The 18,704-nt window shown below is 72.0% G+C and carries 15 protein-coding genes; 6 read left to right on the top strand and 9 right to left on the bottom strand.

Going from position 1 to position 18,704, the window contains the following annotated elements; all coding sequences use genetic code 11:
• Positions 1-13: 13 nt before the first annotated feature.
• Positions 14-1,357 carry a carbohydrate-binding domain-containing protein gene (locus ACFPIJ_RS44755; protein WP_380125256.1) on the top strand — a complete coding sequence of 448 codons (1,344 nt, stop codon included), beginning with the start codon at positions 14-16 and terminating at the stop codon, positions 1,355-1,357.
• Between the two features lie 20 nt (positions 1,358-1,377).
• On the opposite strand, the gene ACFPIJ_RS44750 is transcribed toward ACFPIJ_RS44755, so the two are convergent.
• Positions 1,378-4,101, bottom strand: coding sequence for an AfsR/SARP family transcriptional regulator (locus ACFPIJ_RS44750; RefSeq protein ID WP_380125254.1), 2,724 nt, complete (start codon positions 4,099-4,101; stop codon positions 1,378-1,380).
• A gap of 269 nt (positions 4,102-4,370) precedes the next feature.
• On the opposite strand from ACFPIJ_RS44750, the gene ACFPIJ_RS44745 reads away from it, so the two are divergent.
• The gene (locus ACFPIJ_RS44745; RefSeq protein ID WP_380125252.1) at positions 4,371-4,574 is read left to right on the top strand and encodes a hypothetical protein; all 204 of its coding nucleotides are present in this window, start codon (positions 4,371-4,373) and stop codon (positions 4,572-4,574) included.
• 137 nt (positions 4,575-4,711) lie between these two features.
• Here the strand turns inward: ACFPIJ_RS44745 and ACFPIJ_RS44740 are convergent, their stop codons facing one another.
• Genes ACFPIJ_RS44740 through ACFPIJ_RS44725 form a run of 4 tightly spaced genes read right to left on the bottom strand, consistent with a single transcriptional unit; the run spans position 4,712 to position 8,911 of the window.
• Positions 4,712-5,569, bottom strand: a complete 858-nt coding sequence (locus tag ACFPIJ_RS44740) for an SDR family NAD(P)-dependent oxidoreductase (RefSeq protein WP_380125250.1) — start codon at positions 5,567-5,569, stop codon at positions 4,712-4,714.
• Complete coding sequence (locus tag ACFPIJ_RS44735; protein ID WP_380125248.1) at positions 5,569-6,762, bottom strand: acetyl-CoA C-acetyltransferase; 1,194 nt, start codon at positions 6,760-6,762, stop codon at positions 5,569-5,571. Before ACFPIJ_RS44735 ends, ACFPIJ_RS44740 begins: the two co-directional genes overlap by 1 nt.
• A 14-nt stretch (positions 6,763-6,776) precedes the next feature.
• A complete protein-coding gene (locus ACFPIJ_RS44730; RefSeq protein ID WP_380125246.1) occupies positions 6,777-7,436 on the bottom strand; it encodes an SDR family NAD(P)-dependent oxidoreductase in 660 nt (219 codons plus the stop codon).
• Positions 7,436-8,911 (bottom strand): FadD3 family acyl-CoA ligase, encoded by a 1,476-nt coding sequence (locus ACFPIJ_RS44725; RefSeq protein WP_380125244.1) that lies wholly within the window; start codon positions 8,909-8,911, stop codon positions 7,436-7,438. The genes ACFPIJ_RS44730 and ACFPIJ_RS44725 overlap by 1 nt, the downstream gene beginning before the upstream one ends.
• 46 nt (positions 8,912-8,957) lie before the next feature.
• Between ACFPIJ_RS44725 and ACFPIJ_RS44720 the strand changes: the two genes are divergently transcribed.
• Genes ACFPIJ_RS44720 through ACFPIJ_RS44710 form a run of 3 tightly spaced genes read left to right on the top strand, consistent with a single transcriptional unit; the run spans position 8,958 to position 14,013 of the window.
• Positions 8,958-10,109 (top strand): acetyl-CoA C-acetyltransferase, encoded by a 1,152-nt coding sequence (locus ACFPIJ_RS44720; RefSeq protein WP_380125242.1) that lies wholly within the window; start codon positions 8,958-8,960, stop codon positions 10,107-10,109.
• A complete protein-coding gene (locus ACFPIJ_RS44715) occupies positions 10,084-10,860 on the top strand; it encodes an SDR family oxidoreductase (RefSeq protein ID WP_380125240.1) in 777 nt (258 codons plus the stop codon). Before ACFPIJ_RS44720 ends, ACFPIJ_RS44715 begins: the two co-directional genes overlap by 26 nt.
• 12 nt (positions 10,861-10,872) lie before the next feature.
• A complete protein-coding gene (locus ACFPIJ_RS44710; RefSeq protein WP_380125238.1) occupies positions 10,873-14,013 on the top strand; it encodes an NACHT domain-containing protein in 3,141 nt (1,046 codons plus the stop codon).
• Here the strand turns inward: ACFPIJ_RS44710 and ACFPIJ_RS44705 are convergent.
• On the bottom strand, positions 13,978-14,697 hold the full coding sequence (locus ACFPIJ_RS44705; protein ID WP_380125236.1) for a TetR/AcrR family transcriptional regulator: 720 nt from the start codon (positions 14,695-14,697) through the stop codon (positions 13,978-13,980). The two genes, ACFPIJ_RS44710 and ACFPIJ_RS44705, sit on opposite strands and share 36 nt — an antisense overlap.
• A gap of 121 nt (positions 14,698-14,818) precedes the next feature.
• Between ACFPIJ_RS44705 and ACFPIJ_RS44700 the strand changes: the two genes are divergently transcribed.
• Positions 14,819-16,954, top strand: coding sequence for an MMPL family transporter (locus tag ACFPIJ_RS44700; protein WP_380125234.1), 2,136 nt, complete (start codon positions 14,819-14,821; stop codon positions 16,952-16,954).
• On the opposite strand, the gene ACFPIJ_RS44695 is transcribed toward ACFPIJ_RS44700, so the two are convergent.
• The 3 genes from ACFPIJ_RS44695 to ACFPIJ_RS44685 all read right to left on the bottom strand — a co-directional run bounded on the left by ACFPIJ_RS44695 (position 16,937) and on the right by ACFPIJ_RS44685 (position 18,704).
• The gene (locus ACFPIJ_RS44695) at positions 16,937-17,089 is read right to left on the bottom strand and encodes a hypothetical protein (RefSeq protein ID WP_380125232.1); all 153 of its coding nucleotides are present in this window, start codon (positions 17,087-17,089) and stop codon (positions 16,937-16,939) included. The genes ACFPIJ_RS44700 and ACFPIJ_RS44695 overlap by 18 nt on opposite strands.
• 87 nt (positions 17,090-17,176) lie before the next feature.
• Positions 17,177-17,953, bottom strand: a complete 777-nt coding sequence (locus tag ACFPIJ_RS44690; RefSeq protein WP_380125230.1) for a PH domain-containing protein — start codon at positions 17,951-17,953, stop codon at positions 17,177-17,179.
• 28 nt (positions 17,954-17,981) lie between these two features.
• Positions 17,982-18,704, bottom strand: coding sequence for a permease-like cell division protein FtsX (locus tag ACFPIJ_RS44685; RefSeq protein WP_380125228.1), 723 nt, complete (start codon positions 18,702-18,704; stop codon positions 17,982-17,984).

The following is an 18,704-nucleotide window of genomic DNA, read 5'->3' as shown; positions in this document are numbered from 1 at the left end:
GTACGCTCCGCCCATGCATCGATCGACGTTCATGAGACTGGCAGCCGTCGCCGTCGTGGCGGCCGCCGTGCTGCCGCCCACGGGCGCGGCGGCGGCGCCCGCCTCCCAGTTCACCGTGGTCAACGGGGCGATCCGCACGGCGACCGGCACACCGGTGCCGCCGTCGGGGACCCACGCGTCGCTGTGGAGCAACAGCAGCGTCGCCACCACCACGATCGACGGCTCCGGCCGGGTCCAGATCGGCGCCATCGGCGACTACTGCGAGGCGTGGCCGACCGTCGAGGTGACGGTCGACGGCGCCGTCGCCGGGCGCACCACCATCGTGAGCGCCACCAGCTACGGCACCTACCCGGTCGGGCCGGCGGTCGCCGCCGGGCGGCACGTCGTGCGCATCCAGTTCGTCAACGACCGGTCGACGGCCGCGTGCGACCGCAACGTCCACGTCGCGTACGCACGGATGGAGTTCGCCACGACGGACACGAAGTTCAGCTTCGCCGTCATGCCGGACACCCAGCAGGAGGTGCTCAACGCCACCGACACCCGCTTCCGGCAGCGCACGACCTGGCTGGTGAACAACCGCGCGGCGCTGGACCTGCGGTTCGTGACGCACTCCGGCGACGTCGTCAACTGGGACACCCCGGACCACTCGCAATACGTGATCGCCCGCGACGCGATGCGCCCGCTGGAGACCGCCGGCATCCCGTACGCGCTCGCGATCGGCAACCACGACACGCAGGCGACCGGCGTCGGCGGCTCGGCCCGCGACCCCGCACACACCAAGGAGCTGGTCCGGGACACGACCGTGTTCAACCGCTACTTCACCGCCGCGCAGTACGGCGCCGTGCGTGGGCAGTTCGAGGCCGGGAAGGTCGACAACGCGTACTCGACCTACGAGGCGGGCGGCGTGCAGTGGATGGTGATCACGCTCGAGCTGTGGCCCCGGCCCGAGGTCGTCACCTGGGCGCGGAACGTCGTCGCGGCGAACCCGCGGCACAACGTCACGGTCGTCACGCACGACTACATCGACGGCAACGGCAACATCGAGCAGACCAACGGCGGATACGGGGCGACCAGCCCGCAGTACCTGTTCGACAACCTGATCAAGCAGTATGCGAACATCCGGTTCGTGTTCTCCGGCCACACCGGCGTCGCCGGCAACCGGGTCGACACGGGCGTGCACGGCAACAAGATCTACTCGTTCCTGCAGACGTTCCACTCCGGCACGACCAACCCGGTCCGGCTCGTCGAGGTCGACACCGCCGCCGACTCGGTCCGCACCTGGATCACCGCGCCGTTCGACAACACGTCGTTCCCGCAGTACGACCGGACCTTCACCGGAATCGGCCTGGTGCACTGAGCCGACCCGTCCGGCCGTCCTCAGGCGCGCCGCCTGAGGGCGGCCGCCTCGCGGGTGCGGCCCTGCTCCTCGTACAGCGCCAGCGCCGCGCGCCATGCCGCGGCCGCGTCCTTGGGCCGGCCCAGCTCCTCGTAGACCTCCCCGAGGTGCGTCAGCGTGTCGCCCTCCTGGTAGGTGTCGCCGAGCATCCGACGCAGCTCCAGCGCCCTGCCGTAGTGCCGCAGTGCCTCCGCGGGCCGCCCCCGGTGGCGGGCGATGTAGCCCAGGCTGTCCCGGGTGTACGCCTCCGTCTCGAGGAAGCCGTGCTCCCGGCAGAGGGCGAGCGCGCGGCGGCAGTACCCGTCGGCCGCGTCGTGCTGAGCCACCCGGGCGTGATACCAGCCGACGGCGTTGAGCGCCTCGGCCTCACGCGCGGGGTTGCTCAGCGTGGTCCGGATGCGCAGGTTCTCCTCCGCGTGGGTCAGGGCCTGCCGGTCATCGCCGACGTGCTCCCAGGCGAGGGCGAGGTTGAGCTGCGTCTGTGCCTGGCCGTCGGGGTCACCGGCCAGCTCGTAGCCGGCGGCCGCCAGGTGGAGGTGGTGCAGCGCCGGTTCGTGCCGGCCGAGCGGCACATACGCCCGGCCCAACAACCGGTGGTTGAGCGCGACGGCACCGCGGTTGCCGAGCGCCCCGGTCGCCGGCAGCGCGACCTCCAGCATGGCGACCCGCTCAGCGAGCAGGGCCCGCCGCCACTGGAACGTGTCGAGCGCCCATGCGAGCCGCCATACCTCGGCGTGCCGGCCGTCCTCGGCGGCCGCCCGGTGGATGGCCAGCAGGACCTGGTGCTCGGCCGCGAACCAGGGCATGGCGTCCGCGGCACCGGACGGGCCGACCTGCCCGCCCGGGCTCACCGCGATCGGGGTGCGTTGCGGCGCCACCAACCGGTCGGCGGCAACGGCGGCGTCGGCGTAGAAGGCGGCCAGTCGCGCGCGGGCGAGCCGGACGGTGCCGTCGGGCTGGTCCTCGGCGCAGCACTCGGCGGCGTACAGATGCACCAGGTCGTGCATGCGGTACCGGCCGGGAGCGTGCTCCTGGAGCAGGTATGCGGCGGTCAGCCGGCGCAGCGCCGCCCGCGTCCGGCCGACGGGCTGCCCGATCAGCTCGGCCGCGGCGGGCAGCCCGATGTCCGGGCCGGGCGCCGCGCCCAGCAGCCCGAATGCGGCGGCCAGCGGCGGATCGAGGGCCCGGTATGACGCGGCGAACACCGCCCGGAGATCGGCGTTGAGGTCGCCGGCATCGAGCGCGTCCAGCCGCGCCGAGCGGTCGTCGAGCTCCTCCGCCAGCGCCGCCAGCGGCAGTGCGGACTGGATCCGGGCCCGCGCCGCGACGATGCTCGTGGCCAGTGGAAGGCCCGCGCAGTGTGCGACAAGCGCCGCGGCGGCCTCCGGCTCCTGCGCCGCCCGACCGCGGCCGACGTGGTGCACCAGGAGCTCACGCCCTTCTGCGCTCGGCAACGCGTCCAGCGTCAGCGGCCGGGCGCCGGCCGCCGTCACCAGCCCCGCGAGCTGCCGTCGACCGGTGACCAGGACCGTGCATGCCGCGCTGCCCGGCAGCAGCGGCTCGACCTGCGCGGACGTGCGGGCGTTGTCGAGCAGCACCAGCATCCGGCGGCCGGCGACGATGCTGCGGTACAGCGCCGACCGGCTCGCCAGGTCCGCCGGCACCTCGGACGGCGCGACGCCGAGCGCTTCCAGGAAGCCGCGCAGGGCAACGGAGGCGGGCACCGGATCATCGGCCGGATCGAAGCCACGCAGGTCGACGTACAGCTGACCGTCCGGAAACCGCGCGACGTTGCGGTGCGCCCAGTGCAGGGCGAAGGTCGTCTTGCCGATCCCGCCGGTGCCGCCGATCGTCGCGACCGCCATCGCTGCACCGGTGTCGGCGATCCGGTCGACCTCGGCCAGCTCCCGCTGCCGGCCGACGAACACCGCCGGCGGAGCCGGCAGCTGCCGCGGCACCTGCACGGCCCCGCCGCTGCCGGCCAGGCCGGGATCACCGGCGAGCATCCGCTGGTGCAGGTGCTGCAGCGCCGTCCCGGGCTCACCGCCCAGGTCTTCACGCAGCCGGGCGCGGGTCAGCCGGTAGCGCGCCAGGGCGTCCGCGGCCCGGCCGCCGCGATACAGGGCGAGCATGAGTTGACCGGCGACCCGCTCGTCGAGCGGGTGTGCCTCGGCACGGGCGAACAGGTCGCCCAGCAGGACACCGTGCCGGCCGAGCCGGAGCAGGACGTCGCCGTGGTCCAGCTCGGCGGCGTGCCGTTCCCGGTCGGCGGCCTCCCGCTGCAGGTTGAAGTACGGCGTGTCGAGGTCGCTGAATGCCGTGCCCCGCCACAGCTCCAGCGCCTCGGCGTACAGGACCGCGGCCAGTTCGTCGGGTGCGGCGCGGGCGCGGGCGCACAGCTGCCGGAACCGGTGCACGTCCACCGCGGCCGGCTCGGCCGCGAGCAGGTAGCCGCCGGCGCTGCGGCGCAGCGCCGTCCCGTCGCCGAGGACACCGCGGAGGCGGGACAGGTAGCTGTAGAGCGTCGGCCGCGCCCGCCGGGGCCGGGCCGGACCCCACACCCGCTCGACGAGATCGCCGGTCGGCACGACCCGGCCGACGTCGACCAGCAGTGCCGCCAGGACACCGCGCTGGCGCGCGGGACCGACGTCCAGTGGCGTGCCGTCATTGCGTGCCTCGATGGTGCCGAGCAGGCGGAACTCCAACGTCGCCTCGACCGTCCTGGTGTCGCCGATGATTCAAGGTTCCTTCAATCTTTCTCCATCCATCCTCGCGGATGGTTGGCGCATCGCCGGAACGATTCTTGGGAGGCACCATGAGGTGGGCGTCGGCAAGGGCAGCGACGGTTGTCACCGCACTGCTCGTCGCGTCGGGTGGGTTGGTCGTGCAGTCGCCGGCGGCCTCAGCGGCTCCAGCGGCTGTCCTGGCGGCGGGATGTCCGAGCGTCAGCGGTGGTGGCTCCAGCCCGAGCGCGGTGCATGTGCTCAAGTCACCCAAGGCGGCGGTGCACAACGGTCCGGCGGCCAAGTGCGCCGTCATCGACTACGCGCCGTACGGCACCGTGGTCTACAAGTGGTGCAGCTGGTTCAACGCGTCGACGGGCAACTGGTGGTCCTACACCAACTGGGGCTGGATCTACGAGGGCTACCTCGACGGAAACCTCGAAGAGCCCTGCTGAGCCTCCGCCGGGCTGTGCGCGGCGGCGCCCGGTAGGCATCGGGGGCGAACGGGTGGGCCGGCCGGTCCCGGGTCCGGCCCACCCGTTGCGGGGCAGCTGCTCACGTATCGCGCGAACCTGTCCGGCGCGGTGCGGTCCTATCCGGCGCGGTGCAGGCCTACCGCGCTGATCGGGCCGACAGTGCCGGCCGCGAAGGCCGCGGCGACCTTCTCGACCGTCCAGTCGGCGTCCTGGGCGCCGTGGCCCTGCACGACGGGGTGCGCGATCATCGACAACTCGTCGCCGTCGATGCGGATCACCTGGCCGTGCACGGCCGCGGCGGCGTCGGTGAGCAGGTAGACGACCGCCGGGGCGTTCTGCTCCGGGGGCTTGTGCACGTTCTGGCCCTGGGCGGCGGCGCCGAGGTACGCCTCGAACGCATCGGCCATCCGGGTGTGCGCGTTGGGCGAGACGGCGTTGACCCGCACGCCGGTGCCGAGCAGGTCCGCCGCCCAGCAGTACGTCAGCGACGCGACGCCGCCCTTGCTGGCCCCGTAGGCGCCCATCGCCGCCGATCCCGCGTGCGCGCCGGAGGTCACGTTCACCACCGAGCCGGAGCCCTGCGCGAGCATGGCCCGGATGGCGTGCAGGCCGCAGTACGCGGTGCCGAGCAGGTTGACCTCGATGACCGCGCGGAACTCGTCCGGGTCCTGCACTGCCGGGTCGGCGAGCCGGAAGATCCCGGCGTTGTTGACGAGGCCGTCGATCGCGCCGAACGCCTCGACGCAGCGGGCGACCACCTCGCCGGCGCCGTCCCAGGTGCCGATCGTGCCGGCGGCCGCGAGCGCCCGGCCGCCGGCCGTAGTGATCTCCGCCGCCACCGATGCGGCCAGGTCGGCGTCGACGTCGTTGACGAGGACCGCCGCACCCTCGGCGGCGGCGAGGCGGGCGTAGGCGGCGCCGAGGCCCCGCCCGGCGCCGGTGACGACGACCGCCTTGCCATCGAGGGCGCCCATCAGGCGAGCCGCTCGATCACCATGGCCATGCCCTGCCCGCCGGCGGTGCACATGGTCTCCAGGCCGAACTGGACGTCGCGGTGGATCAGACCGTTGAGCAGGGTGGTGGCGATGCGGGCGCCGGTCATGCCGAACGGGTGGCCGACCGCGATGGCGCCGCCGTGCACGTTCACCCGGTCCGGTGCGGCGCCCATCTGGCGGTACGCCGGGATCACCTGCGCGGCGAACGCCTCGTTGATCTCGATCAGGTCGATGTCGCCGATGCCGAGGCCCGCGTGCGCGAGGGCACGGCGGGAGGCCTCGACCGGGCCGAGACCCATGATCTCGGGGCTGAGCGCGGACACACCCGTGCTGACGATCCTGGCCAGCGGCGTCAGCCCGAGTTCCGCGGCGCGGGTGGAGCTGAGCACGACCAGCGCGGCGGCGCCGTCGTTGAGGGGGCAGCAGTTGGCGGCGGTGACGGTGCCGTCGGGCCGGAAGGCGGGCTGCAGCGCCGCGACCTTCGCCAGGGTGACCCCGGCCCGCGGACCGTCGTCGGCCCGCAGCACGCTGCCGTCGGGCAGGGTGACCGGGGTGATGTCGCGGTCCCAGAAGCCGTCGGCGAGGGCCTTCTCGGCGTTGTTCTGGCTGCGGACCGCGAACTCGTCCTGCTCGGCCCGGGTGATCCCGCAGAGCTCGGCGACGTTCTCGGCGGTCTCCCCCATGGCGATGTACACGTCGGGCAGCTCGCCGCGCTCACGCGGGTCGGACCACGGCCTGGAGCCGGTGATGCCGTCGAACCGGGGGTTGCGGGTGCCGGGCATGCCGTCGGCCTTGCCCGCCGGGTAGTGCGAGACGACCTCGACGCCGGCGGCGACGAACGCGTGCCCCTCGCCCGCCTTGATCGCGTGGAACGCCATCCGGATCGCCTGCAGTGACGAGGCGCAGTACCGGTTGACGGTGGTGCCGGGGACCATGTCGAGGCCGAGGTGCATGGCGACCTGCCGGCCGAGGTTGTACCCCTGCTCGCCGGCCGGCTGGGCGCAGCCGAGGACCAGGTCGTCCAGCGTCCGCGCGTCCAGCGACGGGACCTTGTCCAGGGCCAGGCGCACGACCTGCGCGGCGAGGTCGTCGGCGCGCACGCCGGCGAGGGATCCCTTGTAGGCGCGGCCGATCGGCGAGCGCACGGCCGAGACGATGACGGCTTCGGGCATCTGCGAGGCCCCTTTCATTGAGAGACCGTCCAGCCCCCGTCGACGGGCAGCAGGACGCCGTTGATGTAGGCGGCGGACGGGGACAGCAGGAACAGCACCGCGGCCGCGACGTCCTCGGGCCGGCCGGCCCGGCGCATCGGGTTGCGGGCGATGAGGTCCCGCCCGAGGGGCGTCTCGCCGAAGCCCGCCATCCGGGGCGTGTCGATGAAGCCGGGCGCGACGGCGTTGGCGCGGACCGCGGGCGCGAGCCGGGTCGCGAGATGGCGGGTGTACCCGGCGATCGCGGCCTTGCCCGCTGAGTACCACGCGGAGTCGGTGCCGACGAGGTTCCCGGCGACCGAGGCGACGTTGACCACCGCGGCGTCGGCGGGCGGGCCGGTGCGCAGCCACGCGGCGGTGACCGCTTCCACGCTGCCGGCGGTCGCGACGAGCCCGTCCCCGAAGCCGAGGGGCGCGCCGCCGCTGGCCGGGCCGGCGTTGTTGACGAGGTACCGCGCCGGCCCGGTCGCCTCCAGAGCGGCCTCGATCTGCAGAGGGTCGCGGACGTCGACCACGAGTCCGCCGTCGGTCGGGCTCAGGTCCCACACGACCGGGCGGAGCCCCTGCGCGGCGGCGAGGCGCACGATCGCGGCGCCGATGCCGCTGGCTCCGCCGGTGACGATGACGGTGTCCATCAGGCCTCTCCGCGCAGGGTCGTCTTGAGCACCTTGCCGCTGGCGTTGCGCGGCAGCGCGTCCAGGAACACGTAGGAGCGGGGCACCTTGAAGTTGGCGAGGCGTTCCTTGCAGTACGCGGCGAGGTCGGCCTCCGAAACCGGGCGCCGGGGCACGACGAAGGCGCGGGCGACCTCGCCGAGGCGCTCATCCGGCACGCCGATCACCGCGACCTCGGCGACGCCGTCGTGCCGGGCCAGGACCTGCTCGATCTCGGCCGGGTAGGCGTTGAACCCGCCGACGATGAACATGTCCTTGAGCCGGTCGGTGATGCGCAGGTACCCACGCTCGTCGAGGACGCCGACGTCGCCGGTGTGCAGCCAGCCGTCGGCGTCGATCGCGTCGGCCGTCGCCGCCGGGTCCTGCCAGTAGCCGCGCATCACGTTGTAGCCGCGCACGAGCACCTCCCCGCTGGCCGGGTCGACCCGCACCTCGACCCCGTCGATCGCCGCACCGCACGTGGTGGACACGGTGACGGGGTCGTCGTCGGGGCGGCACATGGTCGCGGTGCCGCAGGACTCGGTGAGGCCGTAGGCGGTGAGCACCGTCGCCAGCTTCAGCTCCTCCCGGAGCCGCTCGATCATCACCACCGGGACCGTCGTGGCACCGGTGACGGCCACCCGCAGGCTGGACAGGTCATGGTCGCCGCGTGCGGGATGGTCCAGCATCGAGGTGTACAGCGTGGGCGGGCCGGGCAGGATCGTGATCCGCTCCTGTTGCACCAGCCGCAGCGACTCGGCGACGTCGAACACCTGCTGCGGCACGATCGTCGCGCCGCGCAGCAGGCAGGCGATGACGCCGGCCTTGTAGCCGAACGTGTTGAAGCACGGGTTGACCAGCAGGTACCGGTCACCGGCGCGCAGGTCGGCGAGCTCGCTCCAGGCGGCGTACACCTGGGTGCTCTGCCCGTGGGTGAGCATCGCGCCCTTGGGCCGCCCGGTGGTGCCGGAGGTGAAGAACAGGTCGGACAGGTCGTCGGGCTGCACGTCGCTGACGACGCTTTTCGCGTCGCGCACGAACGCGTCCCACTGGTCGAACGTCACGATGTCTGGCATATCCGTCATTGCCAGGGAGTCCACATAGCGGTTGCCCAGGAACCCGTCCTCGACCAGCAGCAGCCGGGCGCCGCTGCGGGTCAGGATGTACGCGGCCTCCGGGCCCTTGAAGCGGGTGTTCAGCGGGACGAGGACACCACCCGCGGTGACGACCCCGAGCGCCGCGACGATCCACCGCCACGAGTTCGGCGCCCACAGCGCGACCCGGTCGCCCTTGCCGACACCCCTGGCGGCAAGGGCTCCCGCGAACCGGGCGACCTCCTCGGCCAGCCCGGCATAGGTGAGCCGGACCGGGCCGTCGACGATCGCCTCGCGGTCGCCGTGGTGCTCGGCGCCGGCGCGCACCAGATCCGGCAGGGTCCGGGCACTCAACGGTTCCATGTCCACCACCTTACCAACCAAGCGCTCGCTTGGTAAGGTGGTGGACATGACGGAGGCTTACCTGGTCGAAGCGGTCCGCACCCCGGTCGGCCGGCGGGGTGGTGGCCTCGCCGGCGTGCATCCCGCCGATCTCGGCGCGCACGTGCTGACCGCACTCATGGACCGCAGCGACGTCGACCCGGCCGCCGTCGACGACGTCATCTTCGGCTGCGTCGACGCGATCGGACCGCAGGCCGGCAACATCGCCCGCACCTCGTGGCTCGCCGCCGGCCTGCCCGACGCCGTGCCGGGGGTCACCGTCGACCGCCAGTGCGGCTCGTCCCAGCAGGCACTGCACTTCGCCGCCCAGGCGGTCATGTCCGGCACCGCCGACCTCGTCGTCGCCGGCGGCGTGCAGAACATGAGCGCCATCCCCATCTCCGCGGCGATGCTCGCCGGCCGGGCCTACGGCTTCGACGACCCGTTCCGCGGCTCCACCGGCTGGCAGCGCCGCTACGGTGACCAGGAGATCAGCCAGTTCAGGGCGGCCGAGCTCATCGCCGCCAAATGGTCCCTGAATCGTCCGGAGATGGAGGTGTACGCCCTGAGCAGCCATCAGAAGGCCACCGCCGCTCGTGCTTCGGGCCGCTTCGCCCGCGAGACCGTGCCCCTCGGGGACGTGACGGCCGACGAGGGCCCGCGCCCGGCCACCACCCTGGCTGCGATGGCGGCCCTGCCGACCCTGACTCCGGGCGGCACGGTCACGGCCGCCCTGGCCAGCCAGATCTCCGACGGCGCCGCCGCCCTGCTCGTCGCCTCCGCGCAGGCGCTGCACACCCATGGTCTGCGCCCCCGCGCCCGCATCCACCACCTGAGCGTCCGCGCCGACGACCCCGTCTACATGCTCACCGGCCCGATCCCGGCGACCGCGCACGCCCTGCGCCGCAGCGGCCTCACCATCGACGACATCGACCTGATCGAGATCAACGAGGCGTTCGTGCCGGTGGTCCTCGCCTGGCAGCGCGAGACCGGCGCCGACCCGTCCCGCGTCAACATCCACGGCGGCGCGGTCGCGCTCGGCCACCCGCTCGGCGCGACCGGGGCACGGCTGATGACCACGCTGCTGCACGCCCTGGAGGACACCGGCGGCCGGTACGGCCTGCAGACCATGTGCGAGGGCGGAGGGACGGCCAATGTCACCATCATCGAACGCCTCTGACCCCACTTCTGCCTCGGCCGCCCTGGTCACCGGCGGCACCCGGGGCATCGGCCGGGAGATCGCCGCGCGCCTGGCCGCCGCCGGCTACCGGGTCCTCGTCTGCGGCCGCCGCGCGCCCGCCGACCTGCCGCCCGGGGTGTCGTACACCGCCGCCGACGTGCGCGAGCCGGCCGAGGCCGCCGCCGCCGTCGCCACCGCGGTCTCGTCGTTCGGCCACCTCGACCTGGTCGTCAACAACGCCGGCGGCTCCCCCGCAGTGCCGGCCGCCACCGTCTCGCCGAACCTGGTGACCGCCGTCGTCCGGCTCAACCTCCTCGCCCCGTTCTTCGTCTCCCAGGCCGCGAACGCGGTCATGCAGACCCAGCCCGGCGGCGGTCTGATCGTCAACATCGGCAGCGTGTCCGCGCTGCGCCCGGCCCCCGGCACCGCCGCCTACGCCGCCGCGAAGGCCGGCCTGGAGACCCTCACCCGCGCCTTGGCCCTGGAATGGGCGCCGAAGGTCCGGGTCAACACGGTCACCGCCGGCGTGGTCCGCACCGACGACAACGCCGTGCACTACGGCGACGAGGCCGCCCTGGCCGCGGTCGCCGCGACGGTCCCGATGGGCCGCATGGCGACCCCCGCCGACATCGCCGACGCGGTGCTGCTGCTGGCCTCGCCGCTCGCCACGTACCTGACCGGCACGAGCCTCCTCGTCGACGGCGGCGGCCAGCTCCCCCGCTACACCGACACCGCCCGCCCCACCGCGTAGCGGACCATTCGGATGACCGGGCTTGACCCCCGGGCATCGGAACGCTCGAATCATCCGATGGCACCTTCTCCGTACACGCTGGAAGGCGCAGTCAAGGTATTGTCCGACCTTGGCGGCACGCTGACGGTGATCGCGCCCGGGTTGTGGTCTGCCCACGACCATGCCGTGAGCACCGCGCTGCACCAACTGGTGACCGCAGGTGTCGAGCGTCTCCGCGGCAGGCGGTCGCCGGAGCGGGCCGACCTCCTGGCCGCGACACACACGGCACTGGCGTACGAAGCCTTCTTCGACGCGCTGCCCGACACGCTCGTATCGGCCGCGGTGCCCGCTTCCGAACAGCTGACCCTCACGTTCACCACCACCCGGGTCCTCCTCCCCTGGGCGGGTTGCCCGTTCCAGGCCAACCGCGACGCGTCCGTCCAGTCGTTGCACTCGGAACTCGCTCACCTGTACGTCGAAGCAGCGTCATCGCCTGAGGCGCTGACGGATGTCGTGGGGCGGTCGCTCGACCGCTATGACGCCGGGTACGGCATGCTGGCCGCCGAGGTCCGGGAGTTCGACCTCTGGGCAATGCCCGACGGACCCGCCGCTGCGCGCACGGCCGGCGGCCAGGTCGCGGACTCCCTGGCGCGGCTGGAGCGGCTCATGGCGTCCCTGACGGAAACCACCCGGGATGAGGCCGACCACGTCCGACGGCTGAGCGCCGGCTTCAACCGGGCGGTCCTGAACGAGCCGCTGATCACCGCCGGCATCTCGCACGACCTTCCCGCGCTCAAGGTGCCGACCATCGAGGACGGCTATCTCAGCCCGTCGTTCCGCTCGATGGTGATGAGCGGCGACGCCAGACCGGCGAGTGAGTCCTGGTGGGCCGGCGCTACGGCCGAGCACACCGATCTCGACGCGTTTCTGGCGGCCTATTTCTCCTCGCCGCAGAGCTTTGACCGGCCGTTGGTGGTCCTCGGGCACCCCGGCTCGGGCAAGAGCATGTTCACCAAGGTCTGCGCGGCGCGGCTGTCGGGCAGCGACGCCTTTTCCGCCGCCCGGATTCCGCTGCGGCAGGTGCCGGACCCGAGCGCCCCGATCTATCAGCAAGTGACGGCCGTGCTCAGCAAGGCCACGAACGGCCGCGTCTCCTGGCCCGACCTCAGCAGCGCGTCCGCGAACGCGACCCGGGTGCTGTTCATCGACGGTCTCGACGAGTTCATGCAGGCGTCCGGCACCGCGGAGTCGAGTTTCCTGCAGAACGTGGTGGAATTCCAGCGCGTCGAGGCCATCACGTCCCACCCGGTCGCGGTCGTCGTCACGTCGCGGACCCTGGTCGCGGACATGGCCCGCATTCCTGACGGTTGCCTTGTGATCAAGCTGGAGGACTTCTCGCCCGGCCAGGTGCAGACCTGCCTCGACATCTGGCAGAACGCCAATCCTCGTCTGCGGCACAGCAACCTGGCCGGAATCCCGTCCGCCGAGTCCGTTCTCTCGTACGGAGATCTAGCCCGTCAGCCGCTGCTCCTCCTGCTGCTGGTGCTCTACGGCGTGTCGAACGGGCTGCCCCCAATGGAGAAGGACTCGTCGCCCGCACACATCTACGGCGGCATCCTGCGCCGGTTCATCCGGCGTGAACTGGGCAAGCCGACCGATGCGGAGGCGGTCGGAGACGAGGAAACACAGGTGCACGCCGAGCTCTGGCGGCTCGGCATCGCAGCGTTCGGCATGTTCAACCGGGGCAAGCACTACATCGAGGAACATACGCTCCTCGATGATCTGCATGCCCTGGACCCGGTTTCCCGGCCGCGGAAGACCCCGCGCGGCGGCGTTGCCTTGAACGCGGCACGCCGGGTGCTCGGACGGTTCTTCTTCATCCACGCGTCAGAAGCGGACGAGGGCCTCGAGGGGCGCAGCTACGAGTTCCTGCATGCCACCTTCAGCGAGTATCTCGTCGCCTACATCACCATGACCGAGATCGCAGAGCTCTGGAACTCCCGTGATCGTCCGTCCTCGCAGGACTGGGACGATGACCGCCTCTACGCATTACTGTCCCACCAGACCTTCGACTCGGGCGGATCGGCGATTCTGCCGTTCCTCGAACAGTTGCACGCAGCGCCCGACGTCAGATCGCACGCCGGCCGAATGCTGCGCATCCTGCTGAGCGAGGCCAGCGATCGATGGGACAGCGGCCGGTATGGAGCATATTCTCCCTCGTCGGGAAACTACCTGGAACGCTTCGCCATCTACACCGGCAACCTGATCCTGATCTTGCTGCGTCTGGAGAGTGGGCCCGTTGCGCTCACGTCGATCTTCCATGAGTCGGCCTACAACCAGTGGCCGAAGCTGGTCCGAATCTGGCAGAAGTATCTCGGCTTCGAATTCCTCGAATCGATGACAGTGGTCGCAGATCAGGATTGGGCAGTCATCCGGCACGAACGGTTCGATGAACAGTCGGTGGTGCACGCGGAGTGGCTCGGCCTTTCGCGAATCGATGCCACAATTTTCAACGCGGGCCACGGCATCATCGGCAACGACTATTCCATCGGGAGCTCCGACATCGAAATCGGCGCCATGGGACAAGTGGCGCGCGCCTTCGTAGATCCAACCGCAGTCCGGGACGCTCACCTGAGCGTGATCAGCCTCAGCTACGCAACCGAACGAGACAGACCGCGCGACTACACCGCCTGCCTGCTGACTGCCCATGTCGCCAACAGCCCGGAACTGTTCACGTACGAAGATGTCCAGGCACTGGCACCGTTCGCCATCCCGGGATCCAGGTCTGCCGCTGCGTGGCCCCTGTCGCTCATCGCCGCCCAGTACCCGCAGCTCGCCGAAGAGGCCGAGGTCGCCGCACACGCCGAATGGGTCGATGTCACGGGACCCCCCTTCGCCGCGCTGCTTGCCGGGGCGCTGGTCTGGCGGGACCATTGGCCGCTCGGCGCGAGGATCCTTTCCCGTGCTCCCGGCGACCTGTACGGCCCGCTCGAGGACCTGCGTCCCTGGATCGACGGGATGGCCGGGCTGGTCGACGAACGGCGCCAGGTGCTCGTCGTCGCCGGCCACCTGGCGAGTGTGCTGGACAAGCGCCTGCACGAAGCATCCGCCGAGGACGAGATCGATGTCGCGCCCCGGTCAGCGGGTGGTGACGCCGAGGCGGTGCAGGCCTGAGGCCAGTTCGACCTCGAACATCGGCTCGGGGTCGGTCAGGGCGAAGTGCAGGTGCCCGTATGCCTCCAGGGCGATCATCCCGTACAGCCGGATCCAGCACGACAGGGCGACCTGGGCGGCGCCGACCGGCACGGGCACCGGCATCCGGTCGACGTAGGCCTGCAGCTGGTCGCGCAGCGACGGTGAGATCTCGTCGGGGACCGGGAACGGCGACCGGAACCAGATCTCGGCGAAGAGGGCGCTGAACACCGTGGCGAAGCGGTCGCCGGCCTGGTGCACCGGATCCTCGAAGTGCTCGGGGTCCAGATATCTGGAGCCGTCCAGGGGTAGCGGCCTGCCGAACATGATGCCGAACTCGGCGGGGTGGTCCAGGGCCCAGCGGCGGAAGGCGCGGCACACTGCGATCAGGCGGTCGCCGGGGTCGTCGGAGGCCACCGCGTCCCGGGCCTGCTCCAGGTGGGCGCGGGTGTCGTCGTACAGGTCGCCGGTGAGCGCCTCCATGAGCGCTTCGAGGCTCGCGAAGTAGCGGTACAGCGCGGCCGGCACCATGCCCATCTCGCGGGCGATCGCGCGCAGCGACAGACCGGCGACGCCGTCCTTGACCAGCAGCGCGCGGGCCGTCTGCTTGATCTCCTCGACCGTCGCAGCGCGGTTCCGCTCACGTCGGCTGGGCGGTGTCGTCATGCTACTCCCGTTGACTAAAGCGAACGCCAGTGACAAAGTGAACGGCGTTCACTGAAGTGGACATCGTGTTCATCGTACGGCGGATCTGGGGGTCGGCATGCTCGCATGGTGGGGGCGGAACGTGTTGCGTGCACGGTGGGGGGTGCTCCTGGCCGGGGTCGCGCTCGCGGTGCTCGGCGCGGTCTGGGGCACCGGCGTCATCGGCACGCTGAGCAGCAACGGGTTCGAGGACCCGGACAGTGAGTCGGCCCGCGCCACCCAGCGGATCGTCGCGGAGATCGGGCGGCAGGACGCGGACGTCGTCGCGCTGTACACGTCGCGGGACCTGACCGTCGACGACCCGCGGTTCCAGACCGCGGTGCAGGACGCCCTGGCGAAGGTCCGGCAGCGGGCCGAGGTGGCCAGGGTGGTGTCGTTCTACGACACCGGCAACCCGGCACTGGTGTCGACCGACCGGCACGCGACCTACGCGGCGATCACGATGCGCACCGCCGACAACGACGAGGACTTCAAGGCGATCCGCCCGGACCTGCGGGCCACCGGCATCGACACCCAGGTCGGCGGGCACACGGCCATCTTCGCCGACGTCAGCGACCAGGTCGGCGAGGACATCGCGCACGCCGAACTGCTGTCGATGCCGATCCTGCTGGTCCTGCTCGCCCTGGTCTTCCGCAGCGTGGTCGCGGCCACCATGCCGCTGCTGGTCGGCGGCCTCGCCATCCTGGGCGCCTTCGTCGTCACCCGCCTGCTCGCCTCGGTCACCGAGGTATCCGTCTTCGCGCTGAACATCATCACCCTGATGGGCCTCGGCATGGCCGTGGACTACGCGCTGTTCGTGGTCAGCCGCTTCCGGGAGGAGCTCGCGCTCGGCCACGACGTGCCGCAGTCCATCGGACGCACCATGACCACGGCCGGGCGCACGGTCCTCGTCTCCGGGTTGACCGTGGCGTTCGCGCTGTCGAGCCTGCTGCTGTTCCCGCAGGCGTTCCTGCGCTCGATGGGTCTCGGCGGGATGGCCGCGGTCCTCGTCGGCATGCTCGTCGCGCTGACGATCCTCCCCGCGGTGCTCGCGCTGCTCGGCACCAGGATCAACGCGCTGCGCGTACCCCTGCCGAAACGGGAACGCAGCACGACCGGCGGGGCGTGGGCCCGCATCGCGCATGCCGTCATGCGCCGGCCGGTCCCGGTGATCGCGGCCGTCGTGATCGTGCTCGCCGTCCTCGCGTCGCCGTTCCTGCGGGCGGAGTTCGGCGCCGCCGACGAACGCGTCCTGCCCCCGGGCACGCCGAGCCGCGTGGTGTCCGAGCGGCTCGCCGCCGAGTTCCCGGGCGGCGGCGGGAGCACGCTCACGGTGCTCGTCAGCGGCGCGGACCGGGCGGCCGTGGACGCGTTCGCCGGCGACATCGGCCGCCTCGACGGGGTGAGCGCGGCGACCGTCACCGCGACGAAGGGTGCGTCGTCGGTCGTCACGGTCGCCTACGCCGGCCCGCTGAACCGGGCCCTGGTGCTGGACGTCCGCGCGCTGCCGGCCCCGGCGGGCGCGCAGGTGCTGGTCGGCGGCACGGCGGCCGACGTCGAGGACCGCCTGGACAGCCTGGGCAGCCGGTTGCCGTACATGGCGCTGGTCGCCGCGGCGGGCACGATGGTGCTGCTGTTCCTGGCGTTCGGCTCCCTCGTCCTGCCGGTCAAGGCGGTGCTCATGAACCTGGTGTCGATCGGCGCCTCCTTCGGCGCGATCGTCTGGATCTTCCAGGACGGGCACCTCAGCGACCTGCTGGGCTTCACCCCGACCGGCGACCTCGAGGCCAGCCAGCTCGTGCTCATCCTGGCCGTCCTGTTCGGCCTGTCGACCGACTACGAGGTGTTCCTGCTGTCCCGGATCCGCGAGGAGTGGGACCGCACGGGCGACAACGCCACCGCGGTCGCGACCGGCCTGCAACGCACCGGCGCCATCATCACCTCGGCCGCGCTGCTGCTCGTCGTCGTGGTCGGCGGCTTCGCCACCGGCGGCATCTCGTTCATCAAGATGATCGGCGTCGGCATGATCATCGCCCTGGTCGTCGACGCGACGATCGTCCGGGCGCTGCTGGTCCCGGCCACGATGCGGCTGCTCGGCCGGGCCAACTGGTGGCTGCCGTCGCCATTGCTGCGGGTGTACCGGCGCTTCGGCATCCGCGAGTCGGCGGGTGACGCGGACGGCGGGCCGGAAGCGCCCCAGCCGGACCTCGTTTCCGCTCAATCACCCAGCAGCGCCTGACACCGTCACCTCGCTGCCCGTCCGGGTCGCGGTGATGAAGCCGCCGGCCGGCGAGCCGGCGTCGGTGCGTCCGTAGCGGGCGGCGGCGTCGGCGCGGTGGTGCATCTCGGGCCGCCACCCGTGCTCGGCCTGCACTTCGCCCTGACCGACCCGAGCCGATGTTCGAGGTCGAACTGGCCTCCGGCCTGCGCCGCCTCGGCGGCACCGTCGGCTGAGCTTCGTTCAGGCGGCCTTCGGCAACAGTGCCGGCGCCGCCTTCCAGCTGGCGTAGGCGGATTCGAGCCGTTCGAGCTCGGCCTGGGTGCCGATGGCGGCGCGGTGCTCCGGCTGCTCCGCGTAGTGCCGCACGACCGTGGCCAGGAACGTGCCGTCGACCCGCATGCGGTACGTCCGCAGGCTGAAGCGCTTCTGGCGGCCGTCGGTCCGGTACAGCAGGCGCATCGTCCACTGCCCCGGCGGGTGCGGCCCGCCCGGCACCAGGTCCTCCCACCGCAGGTCGCGGCTGCGGAACGCTCCCCGAACGGTGATCCCGGTCGGCGTCAGCCGCACCGAGGGCGCCGGCAGCCAGATGATCGCCAGGGCCACCGTGGCCAGCACCGCGCCGATGGCGAGCAGCGGGATCCCGAACCCGGGGTCCGTCGGCAGCTGGATCCGCTCGGAGTTCGGTGCCCGCTCGTACGGCACCGCCATGCCGGCCACCAGCATCAGCGTGCAGGCGAGGTTGCCGGGCCAGACCGGCCCGTCGGGCACGACGAACGCCGCACCGTCGGCGGATCGCTGGAACGTCGCCGGGCTCTTCAACAGCCGGCGGCCCAGCCACAGCAACGCCAGTGTCGGCCCGGCGCCGGCAAGCATGACCACCGGGAAGACCACCCCGAGGCGCAGGGCGTCCGGCTCGATGTGCCAGGTCAACGGCACGATCACGAACTTGTCCACCACGAGCGCCACCAGCGTGGCCACGGCGGCTGCGGTGGCGGCGACCCGCCAGGCGAACGTCATGGCGGGAGTCTAGGCGGCGACGGCGTTTTCAGATGACCTCGACGGGCACGAACAGCATCGCCTCGACCCCGTCGAGCCGCTGCAGGTCCGCCAGTTGCGGGATCTTGCCGCCGTGCAGGCCGATCCGGAACCGGAACGAGGCCGGGATCTCGGACGCGTCGACCTTCTCGAGGGACGCGGCCAGGTCGCCCTTGCCCTTGCACCGCTGCAGGAGCCGAGCTTTGGTCTGCTCGCCGGTCTCGTACCGGATCGACGCCGTCCGCGGCAGGCCCCGGATCAGCTGCTCGACCGCGGCGCGCTGCCCGTCGGTCACCCCGCTCTTCAGCGGCACGAGCACGCCGATCTGCTCGTACTTGGTGACGTCGCCGTCGCCGTTGCGGAGGGTGGTGTCGGTGATCCCGTCGAAGGTGCCGATCACCAGTGCCACCGCCTCGGCGACCGACCCGTCGGCGACGGTCGCCTCGAAGGACGCCGGCAGGCTGTCCGGCTTCGTGCCGGCGATCAGGTCCGGAGCGTCGGCGAACTGCTGCTTGAACCGCTCCCACGCAGCTTCCCGGCTGACGAACGTGACCGACGTGACGGCCGGCACCGCCCGGATGCGCGCCTCGATCGCCGCCTGCTGCGCGTCCGCGTCCCGGTCGAGCAGGGCCGAGATCCTGGCCGGCAACGGGTCGGGGTCGTCACCCGTGCACCCCGACAACGGCGATGCGAACAGGGCGAGGGCGACCACGGTCGCGAGGCTACGGAACAC

The organism is Dactylosporangium cerinum (genome assembly GCF_042653625.1).
Taxonomy (GTDB): Bacteria; Actinomycetota; Actinomycetes; order Mycobacteriales; family Micromonosporaceae; genus Dactylosporangium; species Dactylosporangium cerinum.
Note: the sequence above shows the minus strand (reverse complement) of the source record. Positions and strands in the feature narration are given on the sequence as shown.

Excerpts from the sequence above, each read along its gene's own strand:
- ACFPIJ_RS44755 (WP_380125256.1), top strand. The coding sequence starts at position 14 with ATGCATCGATCGACGTTCATGAGACTGGCAGCCGTCGCCGTCGTGGCG.
- ACFPIJ_RS44740 (WP_380125250.1), bottom strand. The coding sequence starts at position 5,569 with ATGGGCGCCCTCGATGGCAAGGCGGTCGTCGTCACCGGCGCCGGGCGG.
- ACFPIJ_RS44735 (WP_380125248.1), bottom strand. The coding sequence starts at position 6,762 with ATGCCCGAAGCCGTCATCGTCTCGGCCGTGCGCTCGCCGATCGGCCGC.
- ACFPIJ_RS44730 (WP_380125246.1), bottom strand. The coding sequence starts at position 7,436 with ATGGACACCGTCATCGTCACCGGCGGAGCCAGCGGCATCGGCGCCGCG.
- ACFPIJ_RS44725 (WP_380125244.1), bottom strand. The coding sequence starts at position 8,911 with ATGGAACCGTTGAGTGCCCGGACCCTGCCGGATCTGGTGCGCGCCGGC.
- ACFPIJ_RS44720 (WP_380125242.1), top strand. The coding sequence starts at position 8,958 with ATGACGGAGGCTTACCTGGTCGAAGCGGTCCGCACCCCGGTCGGCCGG.
- ACFPIJ_RS44715 (WP_380125240.1), top strand. The coding sequence starts at position 10,084 with ATGTCACCATCATCGAACGCCTCTGACCCCACTTCTGCCTCGGCCGCC.
- ACFPIJ_RS44710 (WP_380125238.1), top strand. The coding sequence starts at position 10,873 with ATGACCGGGCTTGACCCCCGGGCATCGGAACGCTCGAATCATCCGATG.
- ACFPIJ_RS44705 (WP_380125236.1), bottom strand. The coding sequence starts at position 14,697 with ATGACGACACCGCCCAGCCGACGTGAGCGGAACCGCGCTGCGACGGTC.
- ACFPIJ_RS44690 (WP_380125230.1), bottom strand. The coding sequence starts at position 17,953 with ATGACGTTCGCCTGGCGGGTCGCCGCCACCGCAGCCGCCGTGGCCACG.